This is a genomic window from Noviherbaspirillum suwonense (assembly GCF_900182955.1).
Taxonomy (GTDB): domain Bacteria; phylum Pseudomonadota; class Gammaproteobacteria; order Burkholderiales; family Burkholderiaceae_D; genus Noviherbaspirillum_A; species Noviherbaspirillum_A suwonense.
On record NZ_FXUL01000020.1, the window covers coordinates 12,962 to 32,766 of the forward strand.

Consider the following 19,805-nt stretch of genomic DNA (forward strand, 5'->3'; position numbering starts at 1 on the left):
AGGACGTACACGCAAATATGCAACTATCCAAAGAAAACGACACGACAGGCGCGGCATGGCGCGCCGCGCCGGAGCGCAGCAACATGGCGATGCTGCGCATCATGACCTGGATCTCGCTGAGGCTCGGCCGGCCGGCCGGGCGCGTGGTGCTGCACCTGATCACCGCCTACTTCCTGCTGTTCGCGCCGGACAGCCGCGGCGCGTCGCGCGACTACCTGGCCCGCGTGCTGGGACGGCGGGTCAGGGTGTCCGACCTGTACCGGCATATCTTCACCTTCGCCGCGACCATCCACGACCGGGTCTACCTGCTCAACAACCGCTTCGACATGTTCGACATCGAGGTGTCGGGCGACCGCATGGTAACGGACCTGCTGGCCGACGGCCGCGGGCTGTTCCTGATCGGCGCGCACATGGGCAGCTTCGAGGTCATGCGCGCGCTGGGCCGCCAGCATGCCGGCCTGGATGTCGCGATGGCGATGTTCGAGGGCAATGCGCGCAAGGTCAACCAGATGCTCAACGCCATCAGCCCGATGGCGCAGCAGGACGTGATCGCCCTGGGCCAGGTCGATTCCATGCTGAAGATCAGCGCCTGCCTGGACCGGGGCACCGCGGTCGGCATGCTGGCCGACCGACGCTTCGGCGGCGACGTGATGCGCACCATGCCTTTCCTCGGCGGCCAGGCCGACCTGCCGCTCGGGCCGTTCCGCATGGCGGCGGTGCTGCGCCGCCCGGTCGTCTTCATGACCGGCCTTTACATGGGCGGCAGCCGTTACCGCATCCATTTCGAGCCGCTGGCGGACTTCAGCAAGCTGCAGGCCGGCGAGCGCCAGCAGGCGATCCAGCAGGCGATGGAGCGTTATGTGGGCCTGCTCGAAAAGCATTGCCGGCAGACGCCTTACAACTGGTTCAATTTCTTCAGGTTCTGGCACGCGGATTCGGCGGCGGCCAGCGCCGGGAAGGCGGGGGAATGAAGGCGCTGCGCAGGTTGACGACGGTGCTGCTGGCCACCGTCCTCGCCATACTGCTGGCCGGCCCGGCGCATGCGGCCGACGGACCGTGGGATATCGAGCGGCTGATGCAGGCGCTGGGCAAGGTCAGCGTCGGCCGCGCCGACTTCGTCGAGACCAAGACCATCGCGATGCTGGAAAAACCGGTGGTGTCCTCCGGGCAGCTGTTCTACGTCGCGCCCGACAAGCTGGAGAAGCGCACGCTGAAACCGCGGCCGGAGTCAATGATCATCGAAGGCAATACGCTGGTCATCGAGCGCGGCCGCCAGAACATGACGCTGCAGGTCGACAGCGCGCCCGAACTGGCCGGCTTCGTCAACAGCATCCGCGGCACGCTGGCCGGCGACCGCAAGGCGCTGGAGCGCAGCTTCGCCCTGTCGCTGGAAGGCCCGCCGCAGCGCTGGCTGCTGACGCTCAAGCCGCTCGACCAGCGCATGGCCGCCACGGTGGCCAGCATCCGCATCGCCGGCGCGCTCGACGACGTGCGCAGCGTCGAGATCCTGCAGGCCGACGGCGACCGCTCGGTGATGACGATCAGCCGCATCAGCGCCCAATGATGCGCGGCGGATGGTCCGTGCGCACCCGCGCGATCGTGCTGTGGCTGGCCGGCCTGCTGCTGTGCGGCCTGGTCGTGCTGCAGGCGCGCTTCACCGCCGACCTGTCGGCCTTCCTGCCGCAGACGCCGACCCGCGAGCAGAAGGTGCTGCTGGACCAGCTGCGCGACGGCGTGGTGTCGCGCCTGATCCTGGTCGGCATCGAGGGCGGCGACGCGGCTGCCCGCGCCGCCGTGTCGAAGGCGATGGGAAAACGGCTGCGGGCCGATGCCGCGCTGGCGTCGGTCAGCAATGGCGAGCCGGTCAATGCGGAGCACGACCAGCGCTTCCTGTTCGAGAACCGTTACCTGCTGAGCCCGGCGGTCACGCCGGCGCATTTCACTGTGGACGGCCTGCATGCGGCGCTGGCCGACACGATAGACCTGCTGGCGTCCCCGGCCGGCATGCTGGCCAAGCCGCTGCTGCCGCGCGACCCGACCGGGGAAACCGTGCTGCTGCTGGAACGGCTCGCCGCCGGAAACCGGCCGCGCGAAAGCAACGGCGTCTGGGTCTCGCGCAGCGGCGCGTCCGCGCTGATGCTGGTGCAGACCCGCGCGGCCGCGGTCGACACCGACGGCCAGCAGCAGGCGATGCAATCCATCCGCGCGGCCTTCGACGCCGCCCGCGCCGGGAATGCCGACGCTGGAATCGGCGCGCTGACGCTGTCCATGACCGGCCCCGGCGTGTTCTCGGTGCAGTCGCGCCAGACCATCGAAAGCGAGGTCACAAAGCTGTCGGCGATCAGCGCCGGCGTCATCATCACGATGCTGCTGCTGCTGTACCGTTCCGCATGGGCGCTTGCGCTGGGCCTGCTGCCGGTGCTGTCGGGCGCGCTGGCCGGCGTCGCCGCGGTCAGCCTCGGGTCCGGCATCGTGCATGGCATCACGCTGGGTTTCGGCACCACGCTGATCGGCGAAGCGGTCGACTACTCGATCTACCTGTTCGTGCAGTCGCGCGCGCTTGCCGCGAAAGGCGCCGTTGCCGACGCCGACGTGCAGCGGGCATGGGTCAAGGAGTTCTGGCCGACCATACGGCTGGGCATGCTGACGTCCATCGTCGGCTTCTCCGCGCTGCTGCTGTCGACCTTTCCGGGGCTGTCGCAGCTTGGTCTGTATTCGATCGCCGGGCTGGTCGTCGCCGCCGCCGTCACCCGATACATCCTGCCGCACCTGCTGCCGGCGAATTTCCGCATCCGCGACATTTCCCGGCTGGGCCACGCGGTGGGCGCGGCAGCGCAGCGTGCGCCGCTACTGCGCTTCCCGCTGGCCGCGCTGGTGCTGGCCGCCTGCGTGGTGGTGTTCCTGCACCGCGGCGGCTTGTGGAATACCGAGTTGTCGTCGCTGTCGCCGGTGTCGCAGGCCGACCAGGCGCTGGACGCGCGGCTGCGCGCCGACATGGGCGCGCCCGACGTACGCTACATGGTCGCGCTGTCGGCGCCCGACCGCGAGGCCGCGCTCGTCGCCAGCGAAAAAATCGCGCGGCAGCTCGAGCCGCTGGTCGCGCAGGGCGTGCTGGCCGGCTATGAAAGCGCCAGCCGCTACCTGCCCAGCATGGCTGCGCAAAAACAGCGCCAGGCCAGCCTGCCCGCCGAAGGACTGGCGCAGCGCATGGTTGAGGCCAGCGTTGGGCTGCCGGTGCGGCCGGCGCTGTTTTCGCCCTTCATCGAGGATGTCGCCGGCGCCCGCGCGCGCCAGCCGCTGCAGCGCGCCGACCTCGACGGCACCTCGTTTGCAATCGCCGTCGACTCGCTGATGTTCGAGCGCGACGGGCGCTGGAATGCGCTGCTGCCGCTCACTGCGCCTGCAGCCAAGGCCAACAACGGCGCCGGCATCGCCGCCGACGCCGTGCGCGCGGCGCTGGCCCGCGCGGACGAACCCGGCGCGCTGTTCGTCGACCTGAAGGCCGAGTCCGACCACCTGTATTCGGGCTACCTGAACGAAGCCATCCTGCTGTCCGGCGGCGGCCTGCTGGCCATCGTCGCGCTGCTGGGCGGTGCGCTGCGCTCGCCGGCGCGGGTGCTGCGCGTGCTGCTGCCGCTGTTCGCGGCGGTGATCACCGTGGTCGCGCTGCTGGCGGCGACCGGCCAGCGGATGACCATCCTGCACCTGGTCGGACTGCTGCTGATCTGCGCGGTCGGATCGAATTACGCGCTGTTCTTCGACCGCCCGCGCGATGCCGGGACCGGGCCTGGCGGCCAACCGGAATCCAGGCCCATCGCGCCGGAAACGCTGGCCTCGATGCTGTTCGCGAACCTGACAACAGTCGCCGGCTTCGGCCTGCTCGGCTTTTCCGACGTGCCGGTGCTGCAGGCGATCGGCCGCACGGTCGGCCCCGGCGCCGTGCTGGCGCTGGTCTATGCGGCGGCATTCTCCAGGGGATTCCGGCGATGACGGCGCTGCGGGTGCTGACCGACATCGCACGTCCCGGCCGGCGCGCGCCGGCGCTGATGGTGCTGCTGCCGGGCGCGCTGCAGACGCCGGAGACGCTGGTGGAGGAGGGCATCGTCGCCGCGGTGCGCGGGCGCGGACTGGCGCTCGACCTGGTGCTGGTCGACCCGGGACTGCAATCGATCGGCGAGGCGACCGACGGCAGCGTCGGCGCCCGCCTCGAAGCGCTGCTCGGCCCGGCGCGGCAGGATTACCGGGCGACCTGGCTGGCCGGCGTCTCGCTGGGCGGCTTCATGGCGCTGGCGCACGCGGCCCGGTATCCGGCGCGGGTGGACGGCATGTTCCTGCTGGCGCCGTATCCGGGCAACCGGCTGCTGACCGGCGCGATCGAAGCGGCCGGCGGTCCCGCGGCCTGGGCCGAAACGCATGCTGTTAACAATAGCGACGCCGCGGCCGGCCAGGCCGACGACGAGGAAAACGCCTGGCGCTGGCTGGCGCAGAACGGCCGGGCCGGCGGCCTGCTCGAAATCCATCTTGCGCTTGCCAGCGAAGACCGTTTCGCCGCCGGCCAGCGGCTGATGGCGGGCACGCTGCCGCCGGAGCGGGTCGACTGGGTGGCGGGCGGCCACGACTGGCCAAGCTGGCGCAGGCTGTGGAACAATTTCCTCGACCGCAATGACGCCCGCTTTCGTGGAGACGACTGATGCATAGCCCGTCCCGGCCTTCTTCCGCCGATGCCGGCCCGGCGCCGCTGTCGCCGCTGCTGCGCCTGACGCTGCTGCTGCATGCGGCGATGGCGCTGGCGCTGCTCGTGCAGCCGTCCGCATGGCGCTGGGTGCTGGCCGCCTTCGTGCTGAACCACGGCCTGCTGACGCTGGCCGGGCTGCTGCCGCGCTGCGCCTGGCTGGGCCCCAACTGGACCCGGCTGCCGGCCGCCAGCGCCGCCCGCGGCGAAATCGCGCTGACCATCGACGACGGGCCCGACCCGGCGGTCACGCCCGCGGTGCTCGACCTGCTCGACCGCCTGCAGGTCAAGGCCACGTTCTTCTGCATCGGCGAAAGGGTGCGCCGCCACCCGGCGCTGTGCCGCGAGATCGTCGCGCGCGGGCATGACGTGCAAAACCACAGCGAGCGGCACCGCCACAATTTTTCGATGCTCGGGCCACGCGGCTACCGGCGCGAGCTGCAGGCCGCGCAGGACAGCATCGCCGCCGTGACCGGCCGCCGCCCGCGCTTCTTCCGCGCGCCGGCCGGGCTGCGCAATCCCTTCCTCGGCCCGGTGCTGGAGCGCATGGACCTGCGCCTGGCGGCCTGGACCCGGCGCGGCTACGATACCCGCAGCGACGCCGCCGCCGTCAGCCGCAGGCTGCTGCCGGCGGTGCGCGCAGGCGCCATCCTGCTGCTGCACGACGGCCACTGCGCACGCAGCGCCGCCGGCGTTCCCGTCATCCTCGACGTGCTGCCCGGCCTGGCCCGGCAGGCGTCGGCATCCGGCCTTCACTTCGTCACCCTGTCGCATGCGCTCGACTGCGACACATCACCGTCCCGCCATCCATGACCCAAGCATTCCTGCGCCGCCTGATCGACCGCGCCGCCACGCCTTACCGTTCCGCCGGCCGCTTCGCGTGGCATTTCGCCCGCGGCAAGCTGGGCGGCGACCCGGTGTTCGCCGGCCTTCTCGAGCATGGGCTGATTCCCGACCGGGCGCGGGTGCTGGACATCGGCTGCGGCCAGGGCCTGCTGGCGTCCTGGCTGCTGTCGGCGCAGGCGATGCATGCGGCCGGCGACTGGCCGGCGCACTGGCCGGCCGCGCCGGCGCCGCGCGCGCTGCATGGCATCGAGCTGATGCCGAAGGATGTCGAACGCGCGCGGCGGGCGCTGGGCGGGGCCGCTGTCTTCACCGCCGCCGACATGTGCAAGGCCGATTTCGGCAGCGTCGACGCGGTCGTGGTGCTGGACGTGCTGCATTACGTCGACATCCCGGCGCAGGACGACGTGCTGAGCCGCATCCGCGATGCGCTGGCCCCGCGCGGCGTGCTGGTGCTGCGGGTCGGCGACGCCGGCGGCGGCTGGCCGTTCCGCTTCAGCGTCTGGGTCGACCATGTCGTGACCTTCGTGCGCGGGCACCGCAACAGCCGGCTGCATTGCCGGACGCTGGCGGACTGGAAAGCGGCGCTGTCCGGGCTGGGCTTCTCGGTGCGCAGCCTGCCGATGAACAAGGGCACGCCGTTCGCCAACATTCTGCTGGTCGCCGAGCTGGATCAGGCGGCGCGGGCCTGAAACGGGCCGGTGTTTTGCTAGAATCCCTACCTTGCCATCCAATCCGCCCGGTCCTCCCTTGAAACCGCTGCTCCTTTCGCATTTCACCGCCACCAGCTGCATCGGCACTGGCCTGTCCGCAACCCGGTCCTCGCTGGAGGCGCAGCGCAGCGGGCTGGCGCGGTGCGACTTCGACACGGTCGACCTGGACACCTGGATAGGCAGGGTCGACGGCGTCGACGAGGTGGCCATGCCCGAGGGCATGGAAGACTGGGACTGCCGCAACAACCGGCTGCTGAAGCTGGCGCTGGAGCAGGACGGGTTCGGCGACGCCGTGCGCGCGGCGGCGCTGCGCTACGGGCGCGGGCGCATCGGCGTGTTCATCGGCACCAGCACCTCGGGCATACACCAGACCGAGCTGGCCTACCGCCGGCGCGACCCGGAAACCGGCGCGCTGCCGGAGGACTTCATCTACGCGACCACGCACAACACCTTTTCCGCGGCCAGCTTCACCCAGCGCTACTTCGACCTGCAGGGACCGGCCACGGCCGTGTCCTCGGCCTGCTCGTCGAGCGCCAAGGTGTTCGCGTCGGCTGCGCGCATGATCGCCGCCGGCGTCATCGACGCGGCGGTGGTTGGCGGCGTCGACTCGCTGTGCCTGACCACGCTGTACGGCTTCAATTCGCTCGGGCTGACCTCGGGCGAGCCGTGCCGGCCCTATGCGGCCGACCGCAGCGGCATCTCGATCGGCGAGGCGGCGGCGCTGGCGCTGCTGGAGCCGGCCACCGGCGCGCTGCCGGAAGGCGCGGTTCTGCTGACCGGCGTCGGCGAGTCCAGCGACGCCTATCACATGTCGTCGCCGCACCCGGAGGGGCTGGGCGCGCGCATCGCGATGGAAAAGGCGCTGGCGGCGGCCGGCCTGGCCGCTGCCGACATCGACTACATCAACCTGCACGGCACCGCGACGCCGTCCAATGACGCCGCCGAAGGCCGCGCGGTCGCCGCGCTGTTCGGCAAGGACACGCCATGCAGCTCGACCAAGGGCGCGACCGGCCACACGCTGGGCGCGGCCGGCGGGCTGGAAGCGGTGGTCTGCGCGCTGGCGCTGCGGCACGGGCTGATGCCGGCCGGCGTCAACACCACCGAGGTCGACCCGGCCCTGCCGCTGGCCTACCTGCTTGAAAACCGCGCGCAGCCGCTGCGGCATGCGCTCAGCAATTCCTTCGGCTTCGGCGGCACCAACTGCAGCCTGGTTTTTTCCCGCGCAAGCTGAGGCCGGCATGACGACCCTGCATGCATATATCGACGGCATCGGCCTGCTCGGCCCCGGCCTGACCGGCTGGGGCCAGGCGCGCCGCGTGCTGGCCGGCGGCGAGCCTTATGCCGCCGCCAAGACTGCGCTGCCGGCGCCGGCCATGCTGCCGGGCGCCGAGCGGCGGCGCAGCGGCCCGCTGGTGCGGGTTGCGCTCGCGGTCGGCGTCGAAGCCGGCGCCGGGCAGGACCTGGCGACGCTGGCGACCGTGTTTTCCTCGTCCGGCGGCGACGGCGTGAACTGCCATGAACTCTGCGAGATGCTCGCATCGAACGACCGCCAGGTGTCGCCGACCCGTTTCCACAACTCGGTCCACAATGCCGCGGCCGGCTACTGGAGCATCGGCGCCGGCGCGATGGAAACCGCGTCGGTGCTGTGCGCGCATGACGGCAGCTTCGGCGCCGGGCTGCTGGAAGCGCTGGCGCAGGTGGCGGTGGACGGCGTGCCGGTGCTGCTGATCGCCGCCGACACCGCCTACCCGGAGCCGCTGCATGCGGCGCGGCCGATACCGGATGAATTCGCCATCGGCCTGCTGCTGTCGCCGCAGCGCGGGCCGCAGTCGCTTGCCCGCATCGGCGCGGCGCTTTCCGGCCTTCTGCCCACGGCGATGGCCGACCCGGCGCTGGAAGCGCTGCGCGGCGCAATCCCGGCGGCCCGCAGCCTGCCGCTGCTGGACGCGGTCGCCCGCGGCACGGCGGCGCAGCTGGTGCTGGACTACCTGGCGCACAGCCGCCTCGCGGTCGACGTCGCGCCATGCCTGCCGTCGCCATGACAACCGTATTCGACCGCGCCTGGATCGCCGCGCATATCCCGCACCAGGGCAGCATGTGCCTGCTCGGCCGCGTCGTCGGGCACGATGCGCAGCGGGTGCTCTGCAGCGCCGAAAGCCACCGGTCCGCCGCCAATCCGCTGCGCGCCCACGGCCGGCTGGCCGCGGCCTGCGGCATCGAATACGCGGCGCAGGCAATGGCCGTGCACGGCGCGCTGCTGGCCGACGGCGCCGCGCCGCGTCCGGGCTTTCTCGCCAGCGTGCGCAGCGCGGTGCTGCACGTGGGACGGCTCGACGACATCGAGCAGGACCTCGCGGTGGAAGCGGTGCGGGTCACCGGCGATAGCGGCACGGTGCTCTACGACTTCAGCCTGCGCGCCGGCGACCGGCTGCTGCTGGAAGGCCGCGCCGCCATCGTGCTGGACGCGGCGCTGCCCGATTTACCCTGACACGGAGCACAACCTTGAGCAATCGACAGAAACGGGCGCTGGTCACCGGCGGCAGCGGCGCGATCGGCGCGGCGGTCTGCCGCGTCCTGGCGCAGGACGGCTTCCATGTCTACGTCCACGCGAACAGCGGCGCGCAGCGGGCGCAGGCGGTGGTTGACGGCATCGTCGCCGCCGGCGGCAGCGCCGAAGTGCTGGTGTTCGACGTCACCGACCCGCGGGCGGTGTCCGCCGCGCTGGACCCGCTGGTCGACGCCGCGCCGATCCAGGTGCTGGTCAACAATGCCGGCATCCATGACGACGCGGTGTTCCCCGGCATGCGCGCATCCCAGTGGCACAGCGTCATCGACGTGTCGCTGAACGGTTTCTTCCACGTGACGCAGGCGCTGATGATGACCATGATCCGCAGCCGCTGGGGCCGCATCGTCAACATGTCCTCGGTCGCGGCGCTGACCGGCAACCGCGGACAGGTGAATTATTCGGCGGCGAAGGGCGCGCTGAATGCGGCGACCAAGTCGCTGGCGATCGAGGTCGCGTCGCGCGGCATCACGGTCAACGCGGTGGCGCCTGGCATCATCGGCACCGAGATGAGCGCGGCGGCCTTCGATGCGGCCACGGTCGCGGCCATGGTGCCGATGAAGCGCGCCGGCACGCCGGAAGAGGTCGCGGCGCTGGTGCGCTTCCTGGCGTCGGATGACGCGTCCTATGTCACCGGCCAGGTGATCTCGGTGAACGGCGGGCTGATATAGCGGGAATCAGCCGGGCCTGATCGAATTGCCCGGACCAGGAAGGACGGCGAAAGGCCCGCTTTCAAGCGGGCCTTTTGCGTTGGGGAGCCGTGGGATCCCGGCCGGGCCTACCTGCTTTCGGCTTCCAGGTAGGCGACCAGCGCCTTCAGCGCGGCTTCGTCGGTCGTGCCGGAGTAGGGCATCCGGTTGCCCGGTACGCTTTCCTGCGGCGCGCGCAGGAAGGCGCTCAGGGTTTCCGCATTCCAGACGATGCCGCTGCGTTTCATCGGGCCGGAGAAGCGGAAGCCTTCCACGCTGCCGGCCTGGCGGCCGATCAGCTTGTGCAGCGTCGGCCCGGTGCCGTTTTCGCCGGCCTTCATCGAATGGCAGGCGACGCAGGTTTCGAAGGTTTTCTTGCCGAGGTCGTCGGCATGCGCGCCGGTGGCGAAGGCGGCGGCTGCGAGCAGCGCGAACAGGGATGACTTATATGATTTATGCATCGATGAGCTTTCCAGGGTTTTTCACGTAGACGTTCTTGATCATGTCGGCGGCCATGTAGGCGAGCGCGGCGACCGGGCCGGTCGGGTTGTAGGCCGAGTTGTGCGGGAACAGCGACGCGCCCGTGATGAACAGGTTGTCGACTTCCCAGACCTGGCCATACTTGTTCGTCACCGAGTTGCCCGGATTCGTGCCCATGATGGTGCCGCCGGTGTTGTGGGTGCTCTGGTAGGGCACCGAGCTCCAGTTGGTGCGGCCTGCGGCCCTGGTCAGGTGCGTCGGGTTCATCGCCGTGGCTATGCGGTTGATGACGTCCGCCGCATGGGCCGACAGCTTGCGCTCGTTGTCCTTGTAGTCGAAGGTCATGCGCATCAGCGGCATGCCGAAGCGGTTGCGGTAGGTCGGGTCGAGGTCGAGGTAGTTGTAGCGATTGGGCATCACGCTGCCGGAGGCGGCGATGTTCATCGACTGGTCGTACCACTTCGCGGTCTCTTCCTTCCACTTGCTGCCCCAGGCCGGCGTGCCGGCAGGCACCGGACGCCACTGGATCGGGCGGCCGCCGTACATCGCGGTGCCGATGATGGAGCCGCCGATGAAGCCGTGCGGCGTCCGGTCGAAATCCCAGTTCGCATGGAAGTCGTCGATCAGCATGCCCATCCCGCCGGCAGCCATATACGGATGGAAATGCTTGTCCTCGAAGAACAGCATCGCCGCCGCGCCGGTCTGGTAGCAGTAATTCTTGCCGATCAGGCCCTTGCCGGAGACCGGGTCGTACGGCGTGCCCACGCCGGAGGCCAGCATCAGATGGACGTTGTTCATGCCATAGGCGCACAGCACCACCATCTTCGCCGGCTGGAAGCATTCCTCGCCGGTGATGGTGTTGAGGTAGGTGACGCCGGTGGCCTTCCTGCCGGACTTGTCGCGCTCGACCCTGGTGACCCAGGAATTGGCGCGCAGCTCGAAGGTCTTCTGCTTCAGCGCCGCGGGCAGCACGGTCATGTGCGCGCCGCCCTTGGCATTGGCCTCGCAGCCGAAGCGTTCGCAGTGGCCGCAGTACTGGCACTCGCCGAACTTGGCGCCGTCCGGGTTGGTGTACGACTGGGAAGTGTTCGCGGTCGGGCGCGGGAACGGGTGGTAGCCCATCTTCTGCGCGGTCTCGGAGAACAGCTCGCCGGCCAGGCCGGGCTGCAGCGGCGGCAGCGGATAGTCGGAAGAACGGGGCGCCTCGTACACGTTGCCGCCGGCGACCTTCCTGCCCTTGATATTGCCGGCCTTGCCGGAGATGCCGGCGACCTTTTCAAACTTGTCGTAGTACTTCTCGAGTTCGGCATAGGTGACGCCCCAGTCCTGAATCGTCATGTCTTCCGGGATGTACTTCCTGCCGTATTTTTCCTCGTAGCGCGAGCGGATCTTCAGCTCGCTGTCGTCCCAGCGCCAGGTATGGCCGTTCCAGTGCGTGCTGGCGCCGCCGACGCCGGTGCCCATCAGGTAGGAACCGAGGCGCCGGTAGGGGAGCGCGGTCTGCTTGACATCGTTGCGGATGGTCTCGGTGTTGTCCACCGTGTTGACCATCATCGCGTGGCGCTGGCCGAGCGCGAGTTCGTCGCGCATCCGCGGCACGGTGAAGTCTTCCGACGACGACTGCGGGCCGCCGCGCTCCAGGCAGACCACGGTCATGCCGGCTTCCGAGAATTCCTTGCCGAGGATGCCGCCGGTCCAGCCGCCGCCGACCAGCACTACATCTACTTCCTTCATTGTCTTCATGGTCGCTCCGGTTAGCTGAGGTCTGCAATGCCCATCGGCTGCGGCCGGTAGGGTTTGTTCCTGAATTTGACGATATTGAGCTTGTTGGTCGTGTTGACGCCGGGGTAGCCGATCATCTTCCACGCCATCTTGTCGCGATTGCCGCCGTAGATCGGGTCGGCGAACATGCCTTCGTAAAACATCTGCAGCAGCTGGGCAAAGTAGGGCTGTGACGGGACGCCGTTCGGCAGCGCGATCTTTCCGGCCTGCAGGTCCTTGAGCAGCGTCTCCCTTGCTTCCGCGGGCAGCACATCGAAGCCCTTGCCCTCCGTCGAGAACACGTATTCCGTAAAGCCCTCGGTGCCGGCGCGGAACAGCGCGGCCGGCGTCATGCCGAGCTGGTAGCCCTGGCTCGGGGTGCCCTTGGCGAACGGTCCCTGCAGGTACAGCCTGTCGCCCTGGCCCCATGCGCCGGCCAGGGAGCGGTCGAAAAAGATGTTCAGGCCCATGTCGACGCCGCCCGGCGACAGCTTGTCGGCCGGGCAGAGATGGTTGACCAGCGCTTCGACGAATGCCTGCTCGCCCGGACGCAGCCATTCATAGCCGGCGGCGGCGCCTGCAGCGGCGGCCGGCGCGGCGGCCGGGGTGGTGGCTGCCGGCATTGCGGGAGCGGCGGCTTGGGCGGCGGCGGACAGCGGCATGGCCGCCGCGCCGGCGGCGCCGGCAGCGCCGACCAGCGACTTGATCAGGAAGGCGCGGCGGGGTGTTTTTTCAGTGGTATCGCTCATGGCGGATGCGACTCTCGGCAAATGAAATGGTGAGGCGGAGCGTTATTCAACTTTCAATCGTCAACTTTCAACAGGTCGAAAGTAAAAGAACGCCAGCGGAGAATGTGAAATTTCCTGCTGGAAATTTAGGGGCGGATGTTACTTTAAGGAATTAAAAAAAGGAAGGCGGCGCTGCAAGAAAACACCATGCGGCGACGTTTTCTTAGCGCTTTTTAATTAACAATCAGGATAAATTAGTGAAATGCAAATGAAAAATGGACTTATCGGTAACAATCTTCACACTTCCAAAAATTAAGTTGCGTGACAGAAACATTTTGGCGCATAGTGCGGCTCTTATCGCAGTCCGTGCGTTCTAAACAGGAAGGGTGTCGTCCATGCCGTTGATGGGAAATGCAAGCATCGGGAAAAAAATTGCCGCCGCTTTTGGCGTCGTTCTTGCCGTATCGGTCCTGACGACCGGCATCGGCTTGTGGCAGATGGACAAGATGAGCGCGTCGAACAAGGCGCTGCTCGAGCTGCCGCTGAAGAAGGAGCGGCTCGTCAGCGACTGGTACCGCACGATTTACGGCGGCTCGCGCCGCACCCTGGCCATTGCAAAGAGTTCGGACAATGGCCTGGTCACTTTCTTTGCGGAAGACTCGGCCCAGGGTTCGAAGCAGGCCGGGGAAATCATGAAGAAAGTGGAGACGCTGCTCACGTCCGACGACGAAATGCGCCTGCTCAAGCAGATCTCCGAGGCCCGCGACTTCTACAATGTGCAGAAGGCGGCGGTCACCAAGGCCAAGGAAGCGGGCAATGCCGAGGAAGCCAACCGCGTGCTGGACCAGAAATTCATCCCGGCGTCGGAGAAATACCAGACGCTGCTGCGCGACCTGCTGGAGATGCAGCGCGCCGAGATCGACCGCAGCGCCGCGCTCAGCAACGAGGCGTCCGCGTCCAGCCTGAACTGGCAGATCGCGCTGACCGGGCTGCTGGTACTGCTGGTGGCGGCCTGCGGCTTCGCGCTGAAGGCGAGCATCGTCAAGCCGCTGGCTTTTGCGATCGGCATCGCGCGCCGGGTCGCCAAGGGCGACCTGACCGCGGATGTCCGGTCCAACTCGCGCGACGAGGCCGGCCAGCTGCTCGAGGCGCTGGGCGACATGAGCCGGGCGCTGCGCGGGCTGGTGGCCGAAGTCAAGCAGGGCGCGGAAACCATCGCCGGCGCATCGGGCGAGCTGGCGCAGGGCAATGCCGACCTTTCGGCGCGCACCGAGCAGCAGGCCAGCGCGCTGGAGGAAACCGCCTCGTCGATGGAAGAGCTGACCTCGACCGTGCGGCAGAATGCGGATAATGCGCGCCAGGCAAACCAGGTCGCCTCGTCGGCGTCGGCCATCGCGGCCAAGGGCGGCACCGTGGTTGCCGAAGTCGTGCAGACGATGGACTCGATCAACGAAGCGTCGAAGAAGATCGTCGACATCATCACGGTGATCGATGGCATCGCATTCCAGACCAATATCCTGGCGCTCAATGCGGCAGTCGAGGCGGCCCGCGCAGGCGAGCACGGCAGGGGCTTCGCCGTCGTCGCTTCCGAAGTCCGCAGCCTGGCGCAGCGTTCCGCCGCGGCGGCCCGGGAAGTCAAGGACCTGATCGGCGATTCCGTCGGCAAGACCAACGACGGCAGCCGCCTGGTGGCCGAAGCCGGCCGGACCATGGATGAAGTCGTCGTCAGCGTCAAGCGGGTGACCGACCTCGTGGCCGAAATCAGCGCCGGGGCGCAGGAGCAGAGCGCGGGCATCGAACAGGTGAATATCGCGATCACCCAGATGGACCAGACCACGCAGCAGAATGCGGCGCTGGTGGAGCAGGCGGCCGCCGCATCCGGCTCGATGCAGCAGCAGGCAAGCTCGCTCGCCAGGGCGGTGGCGGCCTTCCGCGTCGACGATGCCGCAGCGGCGGCCGTGCCGTCGATCGCGTCGGCCCCGGCCGTCAGGATGCCGGCCCCGGCGGCTGCCGCGCCGCGCACGGTCGGCGGACGCAGGGGCGGCGCGGTGGCCAATGCCCCGCGCACCGAGCCGCGCATTGCCGCGCCGACCGCGGCCGGCGGCGACTGGGAAGAGTTCTGACCGACGCCGCGCCGGCTGCCGCCGCGCCCCGGGCGACGATGCGATAGGGCGCGGCGCAAGGCTGCAGGCATGCTTTGCCGGCAGCGCGCCGATGCCGGCCGCGTTGGGTGCGACCAATCCTGCTCCGGCCCGCCGCGAAACGTTGCACGCGGTGCGCCTGAAATGTTACGATTTAAATCTTTCCAGAGGGAAACCTTGGCGGCGCAGTCCGCTCCGGTTCCCGACCCTATCCGCCATCCCAGGAATAATCTGTATGAACATGAATAATGTGCCGGTCGGCCGACGACTGGCTTTCGGTTTCGCCTGCGTTTTCGTGCTGCTCGCGGTCATCGTCGCCCTCAGCGTAATGCGCATGCGGCAAACCAGCGAACTCACCGAGCAGACGCTGAAAGAGGATTTGCAGACCGAGCGCATCGTCAGCGAGTGGAAGAGCATCATCGAGCTGAACGTGCCGAAGACCATCGCCGCAGCCAAGGCGACCGACCCGGCGGTCCAGCAGCTGTTCGAGGCGTCGATCGCCGAGTCCACCGAGCGCGCGGTCAAGCTGCAGTCCGAGATGCAGAAGCGCCTGACCGACCCGGCATCCAAGGCCCTGATCGCCGATGCCTTCGACAAGCGCGCGGCCTACCGCAGCGCCCGCGAATCCGCGTTCAAGCAGAAGAAGGAAGGCAGGCTCGAAGAAGCCAACCGCTTCTTCGACCACGAGATGAAGGCCAAGTCCGACGCCTTCATCGCCAGCGTCAATGCGCTGGCAAGGAGCCAGCACGAGGCGATCGACGCCAAGGCCGCGATTATCAGCGACGGCGCGCGCTTTTCCATCGCCCTGATCCTGGCGCTGGGCGTCGCCGCCGTGCTGCTCGGCAGCGCGCTGGCCTTCGTCATCACGCGCGGCCTGCTGCGCCAGCTGGGCGGCGAGCCGGCCTATGCCGCCGACGTCACCCGGCGCATCGCGGCCGGCGACCTGTCCGCGCCGATCGCGCTGAAGGACGGCGCCGGCGCAAGCCTGCTGCATTCGATCAAGGACATGCGCGACAGCCTCGCCGGCATCGTCGGCGAAGTGCGCAGCGGCACCGATACCATCGTCTCCGCGTCCGGCCAGATCGCCTCCGGCAACATGGACCTGTCCTCGCGCACGGCGCAGCAGGCCGGCTCGCTGGAGGAAACCGCGGCCTCGATCGAGGAGCTGACCGTGACCGTGCGGCAGAACGCGGACAATGCGCGCCAGGCCAACGAGCTGGCGCGCTCGGCGTCGGAAGTCGCGGCCCGGGGCGGCGCAGAGGTCGGGCAGGTGGTGGACACGATGGCGTCGATCAGCGAGTCGTCGACGCGGATCGCCAATATCATCAGCGTGATCGACGGCATCGCGTTCCAGACCAATATCCTCGCGCTCAATGCGGCAGTGGAAGCGGCGCGCGCCGGCGAGCAGGGCCGGGGCTTTGCCGTGGTGGCGTCCGAGGTCAGGAGCCTGGCGCAGAAGAGCGCCGCGGCGGCCCGCGAGATCAGCGGCCTGATCGGCGACTCGGTCGGCAAGGTCGACGCCGGCGCCAGGCTGGTGGACCAGGCCGGCGCGACGATGCAGGAGGTGGTGGACAATGTCGCGCGGGTCAGCAAGCTGATCGGCGACATCGCCACCGCCAGCGACGAGCAGCGGGCCGGCATCGAGCAGGTCAACCGCGCGATCTCGCACATCGACCAGACGACGCAGCAGAACGCGGCGCTGGTGGAGCAGATCTCGGCCGCGGCCGACACCATGCAGCAGCGGTCGATGAGCCTGGCGCAGACCGCAGGCGTGTTCAAGCTCGGCGCATCGGCGGCATCGGCGGCATCGCCGGTGGCGCTGCTGCGCTGATCCGGGCGGCGCGGCGCGCCTTCACGCCGCGCGGCCGGAACGTTTCCCTACGAGCCCGCGCTGCCCGGCCCGAGCAGCGATTCCTGTATCTGCTCCAGCCGCCGGCCGCGGGTCTCGATGCCGCTTCTCAGCAGCAGCCCGGCGGCCAGCACCAGCGGCAGGGCGATCAGCAGCGCGGACAGGCCGAGGTTGCCGAAGATGCCCAGCACGCCGCCGGCCGCGCCGAGGATGCCGCCGGCCTTGGAACTGGCGGCGACCACGCCGGAGCCGGTGGCGCGCTGGTCGGCCGGGTAGATTTCAGCCGCATAGGGGATCAGCATCGCGATCACGCCGCTGGCGCTGAACAGCAGCAGCGCGGTGATCGTGATCATGACCGGGACCGAGCGCAGGCCGGCCGCGCTGGCGACGAAGAAGGCCAGCAGCGTGGCCGCGGTCAGCAGCACGAACAGCACCAGCGTCTTCACGCTGCTCCAGCTGTGATACAGCCAGATCACGACCAGCGTGCCGGGCAGCGCCAGCAGCGCCGAGCGCGCCAGCAGCGCGCTGGCGGCGGCCGGGTCCATGCCCATGCTGCCCAGGCTGGTCGGCAGCCAGAGCAGGAAGCCGAAATTCACCAGTCCCCATGCAAGGCCGCAGCAGATCAGCCCGAAGGTGATCGCGCCGCGATTGCCGGCGCCGCGCGACGCATGCGGCGCGGCGCCGGCAGCCGCCGCGGGCTCGTCCATCACGCCTGAAAACTTCGCCAGCACGGCCCGCGCTTCCCCTTCCATCCCGACCCGCGCCAGAAAGCGCGGCGACTCGGGGATATAGCGGTCGAGGAAAATGATCAGCGCGCCCGTCGGCAGGCCCAGCAGCCACAGCACGCGCCAGCTGAACAGCGGCTCCAGCACGGCCGCCGCGCCGGCTGCGAGCAGGTAGCCGGCCGAGGTGCCGATGCCGCCCAGCGCCACCAGCAGCCAGCCGCGGTGCGCGGCCGGCACGGTCTCGGCCATCAGCGTGAAGGCGATCGGCAGCAGGCCGCCGGCAGACGCGCCCATCAGGAAGCACATCACCAGGTTCCATTCGAACGAGGGCATCGCGCCGCAGATCGCGGTGCCGATGAACATCAGCGCCGACAGCAGGATGGCGGCGCGCCGGCCGTAGCGGTCGGCGATGCGGCCCCACAGCACCGAGCCGACCGTGGTGCCGGTCAGCGCCACCAGCGCCAGCAGGCCGGCGGCCTGCTTGCTGATCCCGTATTCGCCGGTCAGGCCCGGCATCACGAAGCCCAGCGTCGCCGGCTTCTGCACGTCGACGGTCAGGGCCAGCACCAGCACCAGCACCAGCTTCCAGTGCTCGCGGTTCAGCGCCGCGCCGTCGGCGACATGGAACTGCAGCGGCGCGCCGGCGGAAGCGCCGGCCCCGGGGAGGCGCGGCAGCATGCCCCAGGCCGCCAGCAGCAGGCCGAACGGGATCAGTCCCATGCCGGTCAGCATGGTGGCGTCCATCTCCATGCCGGCCATCTGGTAGCCCATGTGGGACGCGTGGACGAACATCGGCAGGTGCGCGAACACGCCCAGCGTGATGGCGGCGCAGCCGGTCCAGAATGCGGCGGGGTGGTGATACCCGAGGCCGTTTGCTTGCATGATCTTCCTCTTGTTGTGGGGGAGTGTCGGGTTTGGCGTGTCAGCCCGGCTGCCGCCGCAGCCGCCGGTACAGCAGCAGCGGCAGCCGCAGCGCGAAGCCGAGGAACAGGCGGGCATGCATGCCCGTCAGCAGCACGTTGTCGCGCAGGTAGCGGAAATGGGAAACGCCGCCCTCGGCGGCGCCGAAATACCGCACCGGCGCGTCGATGTTGACCGGCCTGACGCCGCGCCAGCACAGGCGCACCACGGCTTCCGGGTCGAAGTCGAAGCGCCGCATCCAGCGCTGGCCGCGCATGACCGCGCGCAGCGGCGCGACCGGATAGACCCGGAAGCCGTACAGCGAATCGCCGATGCCGGACCACAGGGTCTCGAGATTGGCCCACCAGTTCGACACCTGCCGGCCCTTGACCCGCAGCGCCGGCGCGCTGGCGTCGAACACCGGCTTGCCCAGCACCATCGCGTCCGGCGCCCGCTGCGACGCCTGCATGAATGCGGGGATCAGGCCGGCCGGATGCTGGCCGTCCGAGTCCATGGTCAGCGCATGGGTGTAGCCGCGGGCCGCCGCTTCGTCGAGCCCGCGCAGCACCGCGGCGCCCTTGCCGCCATTCTCCGGCAGCACGATCACGTGCAGGCCGTCATCCTGCGCGGCCATCTGCCGCAGACGTTCGGCGCTGCCGTCGGTGCTGCCGTCGACCACGACCCAGACCGGGTTCCAGTGCCGGCGCGCGGCCTCCACCGCGTCGTAGACCCGGGCGCCGGGGTTGTAGCTGGGGATCAGGACGATATGGGTCGCGGAGGGCGCCGGCGCGCCCCCGGCCTGTTGCGCTGGAACGGTCATTTGGTGCTGGCTGTCGGTTGTCCGTCGAACGGCGCCGCGGCGCCCGCGGCCGCGCCCGGCGCAGCCGCGGGCTGCGTCAGCGCGTCGGAAAAATATTGCTGGAGTTCGCTCGCAAGGGTGGCGCTGCTGGTCGGCGCATCGAAGCGGCGGCCCAGGCGCACCGTGTAGGTCAGCGGCAGGTCGGGCTTGCGCCAGGCCGGCCAGCCCTTGGACAGGAAGCGGCTGTTGGTGTCGACCAGCACGGTCTGCACCGGCGCGTGCGCGCGGCAGGCGATCACGCCGACCGCGCCGGTGATCTTGCCGATCGGCGGCGTGACCGTGCGCGTGCCCTCGGGGAACAGCAGCACATGGCTGCCGGCGCGCAGGTTGTCGAGCGCCAGGCAGATCATCGCGCGGATCGAATCGTTCGGGATGTAGCGCGACAGGCGGGCGCCGCCGCCGAGCAGCAGGTTGTCCAGGATGGTCGCCTTCATGATGCAGGCGACGTCCGGCAGCCGCGAGGCCATCATCACCGCGTCCCACAGCGACGGATGGTTGGGCGCGATGATCATCGCCTTCTCCCCGCGCATCGCGTCCAGCGGCCGCAGGTCGAAATGGAAGCGGCCGGACAGCGCCAGCGTGGACAGGAACAGCCGGCAGGACAGCATGATGCCGAGGCGGCCGACGCGCTGGCCCAGCGGCTGCGGCAGCACCATGTGCAGCAGGCTGGCCAGCAGGGACCACGCCAGCGACAGCAGCACGAACTCGGCCAGGCACAGGTAGAAGACCGACCAGTCGTAGACCGCCATCAGCGCGCGCGCAGGGAATTTCATGACCTTATGCCGCAGGCGTTGGACGGGAACGCGCGCCGGCCAGACGCCG

The 19,805-nt window shown here is 69.3% G+C and carries 18 protein-coding genes; 12 read left to right on the plus strand and 6 right to left on the minus strand.

The features are described 5' to 3' along the window. Positions 1-17: 17 nt before the first annotated feature. Genes QOL82_RS21345 through fabG form a run of 10 tightly spaced genes read left to right on the plus strand, consistent with a single transcriptional unit; the run spans position 18 to position 9,522 of the window. A complete protein-coding gene (locus QOL82_RS21345; RefSeq protein WP_283444334.1) occupies positions 18-971 on the plus strand; it encodes a lysophospholipid acyltransferase family protein in 954 nt (317 codons plus the stop codon). After that, a complete protein-coding gene (locus tag QOL82_RS21350; RefSeq protein ID WP_283444335.1) occupies positions 968-1,564 on the plus strand; it encodes a LolA-related protein in 597 nt (198 codons plus the stop codon). Before QOL82_RS21345 ends, QOL82_RS21350 begins: the two co-directional genes overlap by 4 nt. Beyond that, on the plus strand, positions 1,561-3,990 hold the full coding sequence (locus QOL82_RS21355; protein ID WP_283444336.1) for an MMPL family transporter: 2,430 nt from the start codon (positions 1,561-1,563) through the stop codon (positions 3,988-3,990). The genes QOL82_RS21350 and QOL82_RS21355 overlap by 4 nt, the downstream gene beginning before the upstream one ends. Then, on the plus strand, positions 3,987-4,691 hold the full coding sequence (locus QOL82_RS21360) for an alpha/beta hydrolase-fold protein (protein WP_283444337.1): 705 nt from the start codon (positions 3,987-3,989) through the stop codon (positions 4,689-4,691). Before QOL82_RS21355 ends, QOL82_RS21360 begins: the two co-directional genes overlap by 4 nt. Continuing rightward, positions 4,691-5,545, plus strand: a complete 855-nt coding sequence (locus QOL82_RS21365; protein WP_283444338.1) for a polysaccharide deacetylase family protein — start codon at positions 4,691-4,693, stop codon at positions 5,543-5,545. The genes QOL82_RS21360 and QOL82_RS21365 overlap by 1 nt, the downstream gene beginning before the upstream one ends. After that, positions 5,542-6,267 (plus strand): methyltransferase domain-containing protein, encoded by a 726-nt coding sequence (locus tag QOL82_RS21370; RefSeq protein WP_283444339.1) that lies wholly within the window; start codon positions 5,542-5,544, stop codon positions 6,265-6,267. The genes QOL82_RS21365 and QOL82_RS21370 overlap by 4 nt, the downstream gene beginning before the upstream one ends. Before the next feature lie 58 nt (positions 6,268-6,325). Beyond that, the gene (locus QOL82_RS21375) at positions 6,326-7,519 is read left to right on the plus strand and encodes a beta-ketoacyl-[acyl-carrier-protein] synthase family protein (RefSeq protein ID WP_283444340.1); all 1,194 of its coding nucleotides are present in this window, start codon (positions 6,326-6,328) and stop codon (positions 7,517-7,519) included. Between the two features lie 7 nt (positions 7,520-7,526). Further along, positions 7,527-8,330, plus strand: a complete 804-nt coding sequence (locus QOL82_RS21380; RefSeq protein WP_283444341.1) for a beta-ketoacyl synthase chain length factor — start codon at positions 7,527-7,529, stop codon at positions 8,328-8,330. Further along, positions 8,327-8,776 (plus strand): hotdog family protein, encoded by a 450-nt coding sequence (locus QOL82_RS21385; RefSeq protein ID WP_283444342.1) that lies wholly within the window; start codon positions 8,327-8,329, stop codon positions 8,774-8,776. Before QOL82_RS21380 ends, QOL82_RS21385 begins: the two co-directional genes overlap by 4 nt. 14 nt (positions 8,777-8,790) lie before the next feature. Then, entirely contained in the window at positions 8,791-9,522 is a 732-nt protein-coding gene (gene fabG / locus QOL82_RS21390; protein WP_283444343.1) for a 3-oxoacyl-ACP reductase FabG, read from the plus strand. A 107-nt stretch (positions 9,523-9,629) separates the two neighbouring features. Here the strand turns inward: fabG and QOL82_RS21395 are convergent, their stop codons facing one another. From QOL82_RS21395 to QOL82_RS21405, 3 genes are read right to left on the minus strand one after another with little or no spacing between them, the layout of a single operon-like run. Continuing rightward, complete coding sequence (locus QOL82_RS21395) at positions 9,630-10,001, minus strand: c-type cytochrome (protein WP_283444344.1); 372 nt, start codon at positions 9,999-10,001, stop codon at positions 9,630-9,632. After that, positions 9,994-11,763, minus strand: a complete 1,770-nt coding sequence (locus tag QOL82_RS21400) for a GMC family oxidoreductase (RefSeq protein ID WP_283444345.1) — start codon at positions 11,761-11,763, stop codon at positions 9,994-9,996. Before QOL82_RS21400 ends, QOL82_RS21395 begins: the two co-directional genes overlap by 8 nt. Before the next feature lie 11 nt (positions 11,764-11,774). Then, positions 11,775-12,530: a gluconate 2-dehydrogenase subunit 3 family protein gene (locus QOL82_RS21405; protein WP_283444346.1), complete on the minus strand. Its 756-nt coding sequence runs from the start codon at positions 12,528-12,530 to the stop codon at positions 11,775-11,777. Between the two features lie 374 nt (positions 12,531-12,904). Here QOL82_RS21405 and QOL82_RS21410 point away from each other — a divergent pair, with 374 nt between their 5' ends. Further along, positions 12,905-14,632 (plus strand): methyl-accepting chemotaxis protein, encoded by a 1,728-nt coding sequence (locus QOL82_RS21410; protein WP_283444347.1) that lies wholly within the window; start codon positions 12,905-12,907, stop codon positions 14,630-14,632. A gap of 253 nt (positions 14,633-14,885) precedes the next feature. After that, positions 14,886-16,481: a methyl-accepting chemotaxis protein gene (locus QOL82_RS21415; RefSeq protein WP_283444348.1), complete on the plus strand. Its 1,596-nt coding sequence runs from the start codon at positions 14,886-14,888 to the stop codon at positions 16,479-16,481. Positions 16,482-16,528: 47 nt separating this feature from the next. On the opposite strand, the gene QOL82_RS21420 is transcribed toward QOL82_RS21415, so the two are convergent. Genes QOL82_RS21420 through QOL82_RS21430 form a run of 3 tightly spaced genes read right to left on the minus strand, consistent with a single transcriptional unit; the run spans position 16,529 to position 19,756 of the window. Further along, positions 16,529-18,106: an MFS transporter gene (locus QOL82_RS21420; RefSeq protein ID WP_283444349.1), complete on the minus strand. Its 1,578-nt coding sequence runs from the start codon at positions 18,104-18,106 to the stop codon at positions 16,529-16,531. A 40-nt stretch (positions 18,107-18,146) separates the two neighbouring features. Then, positions 18,147-18,944 (minus strand): glycosyltransferase family 2 protein, encoded by a 798-nt coding sequence (locus QOL82_RS21425; RefSeq protein WP_283444350.1) that lies wholly within the window; start codon positions 18,942-18,944, stop codon positions 18,147-18,149. After that, positions 18,941-19,756, minus strand: coding sequence for a lysophospholipid acyltransferase family protein (locus QOL82_RS21430; RefSeq protein WP_283444351.1), 816 nt, complete (start codon positions 19,754-19,756; stop codon positions 18,941-18,943). Before QOL82_RS21430 ends, QOL82_RS21425 begins: the two co-directional genes overlap by 4 nt. Between the last annotated feature and the right edge of the window lie 49 nt (positions 19,757-19,805).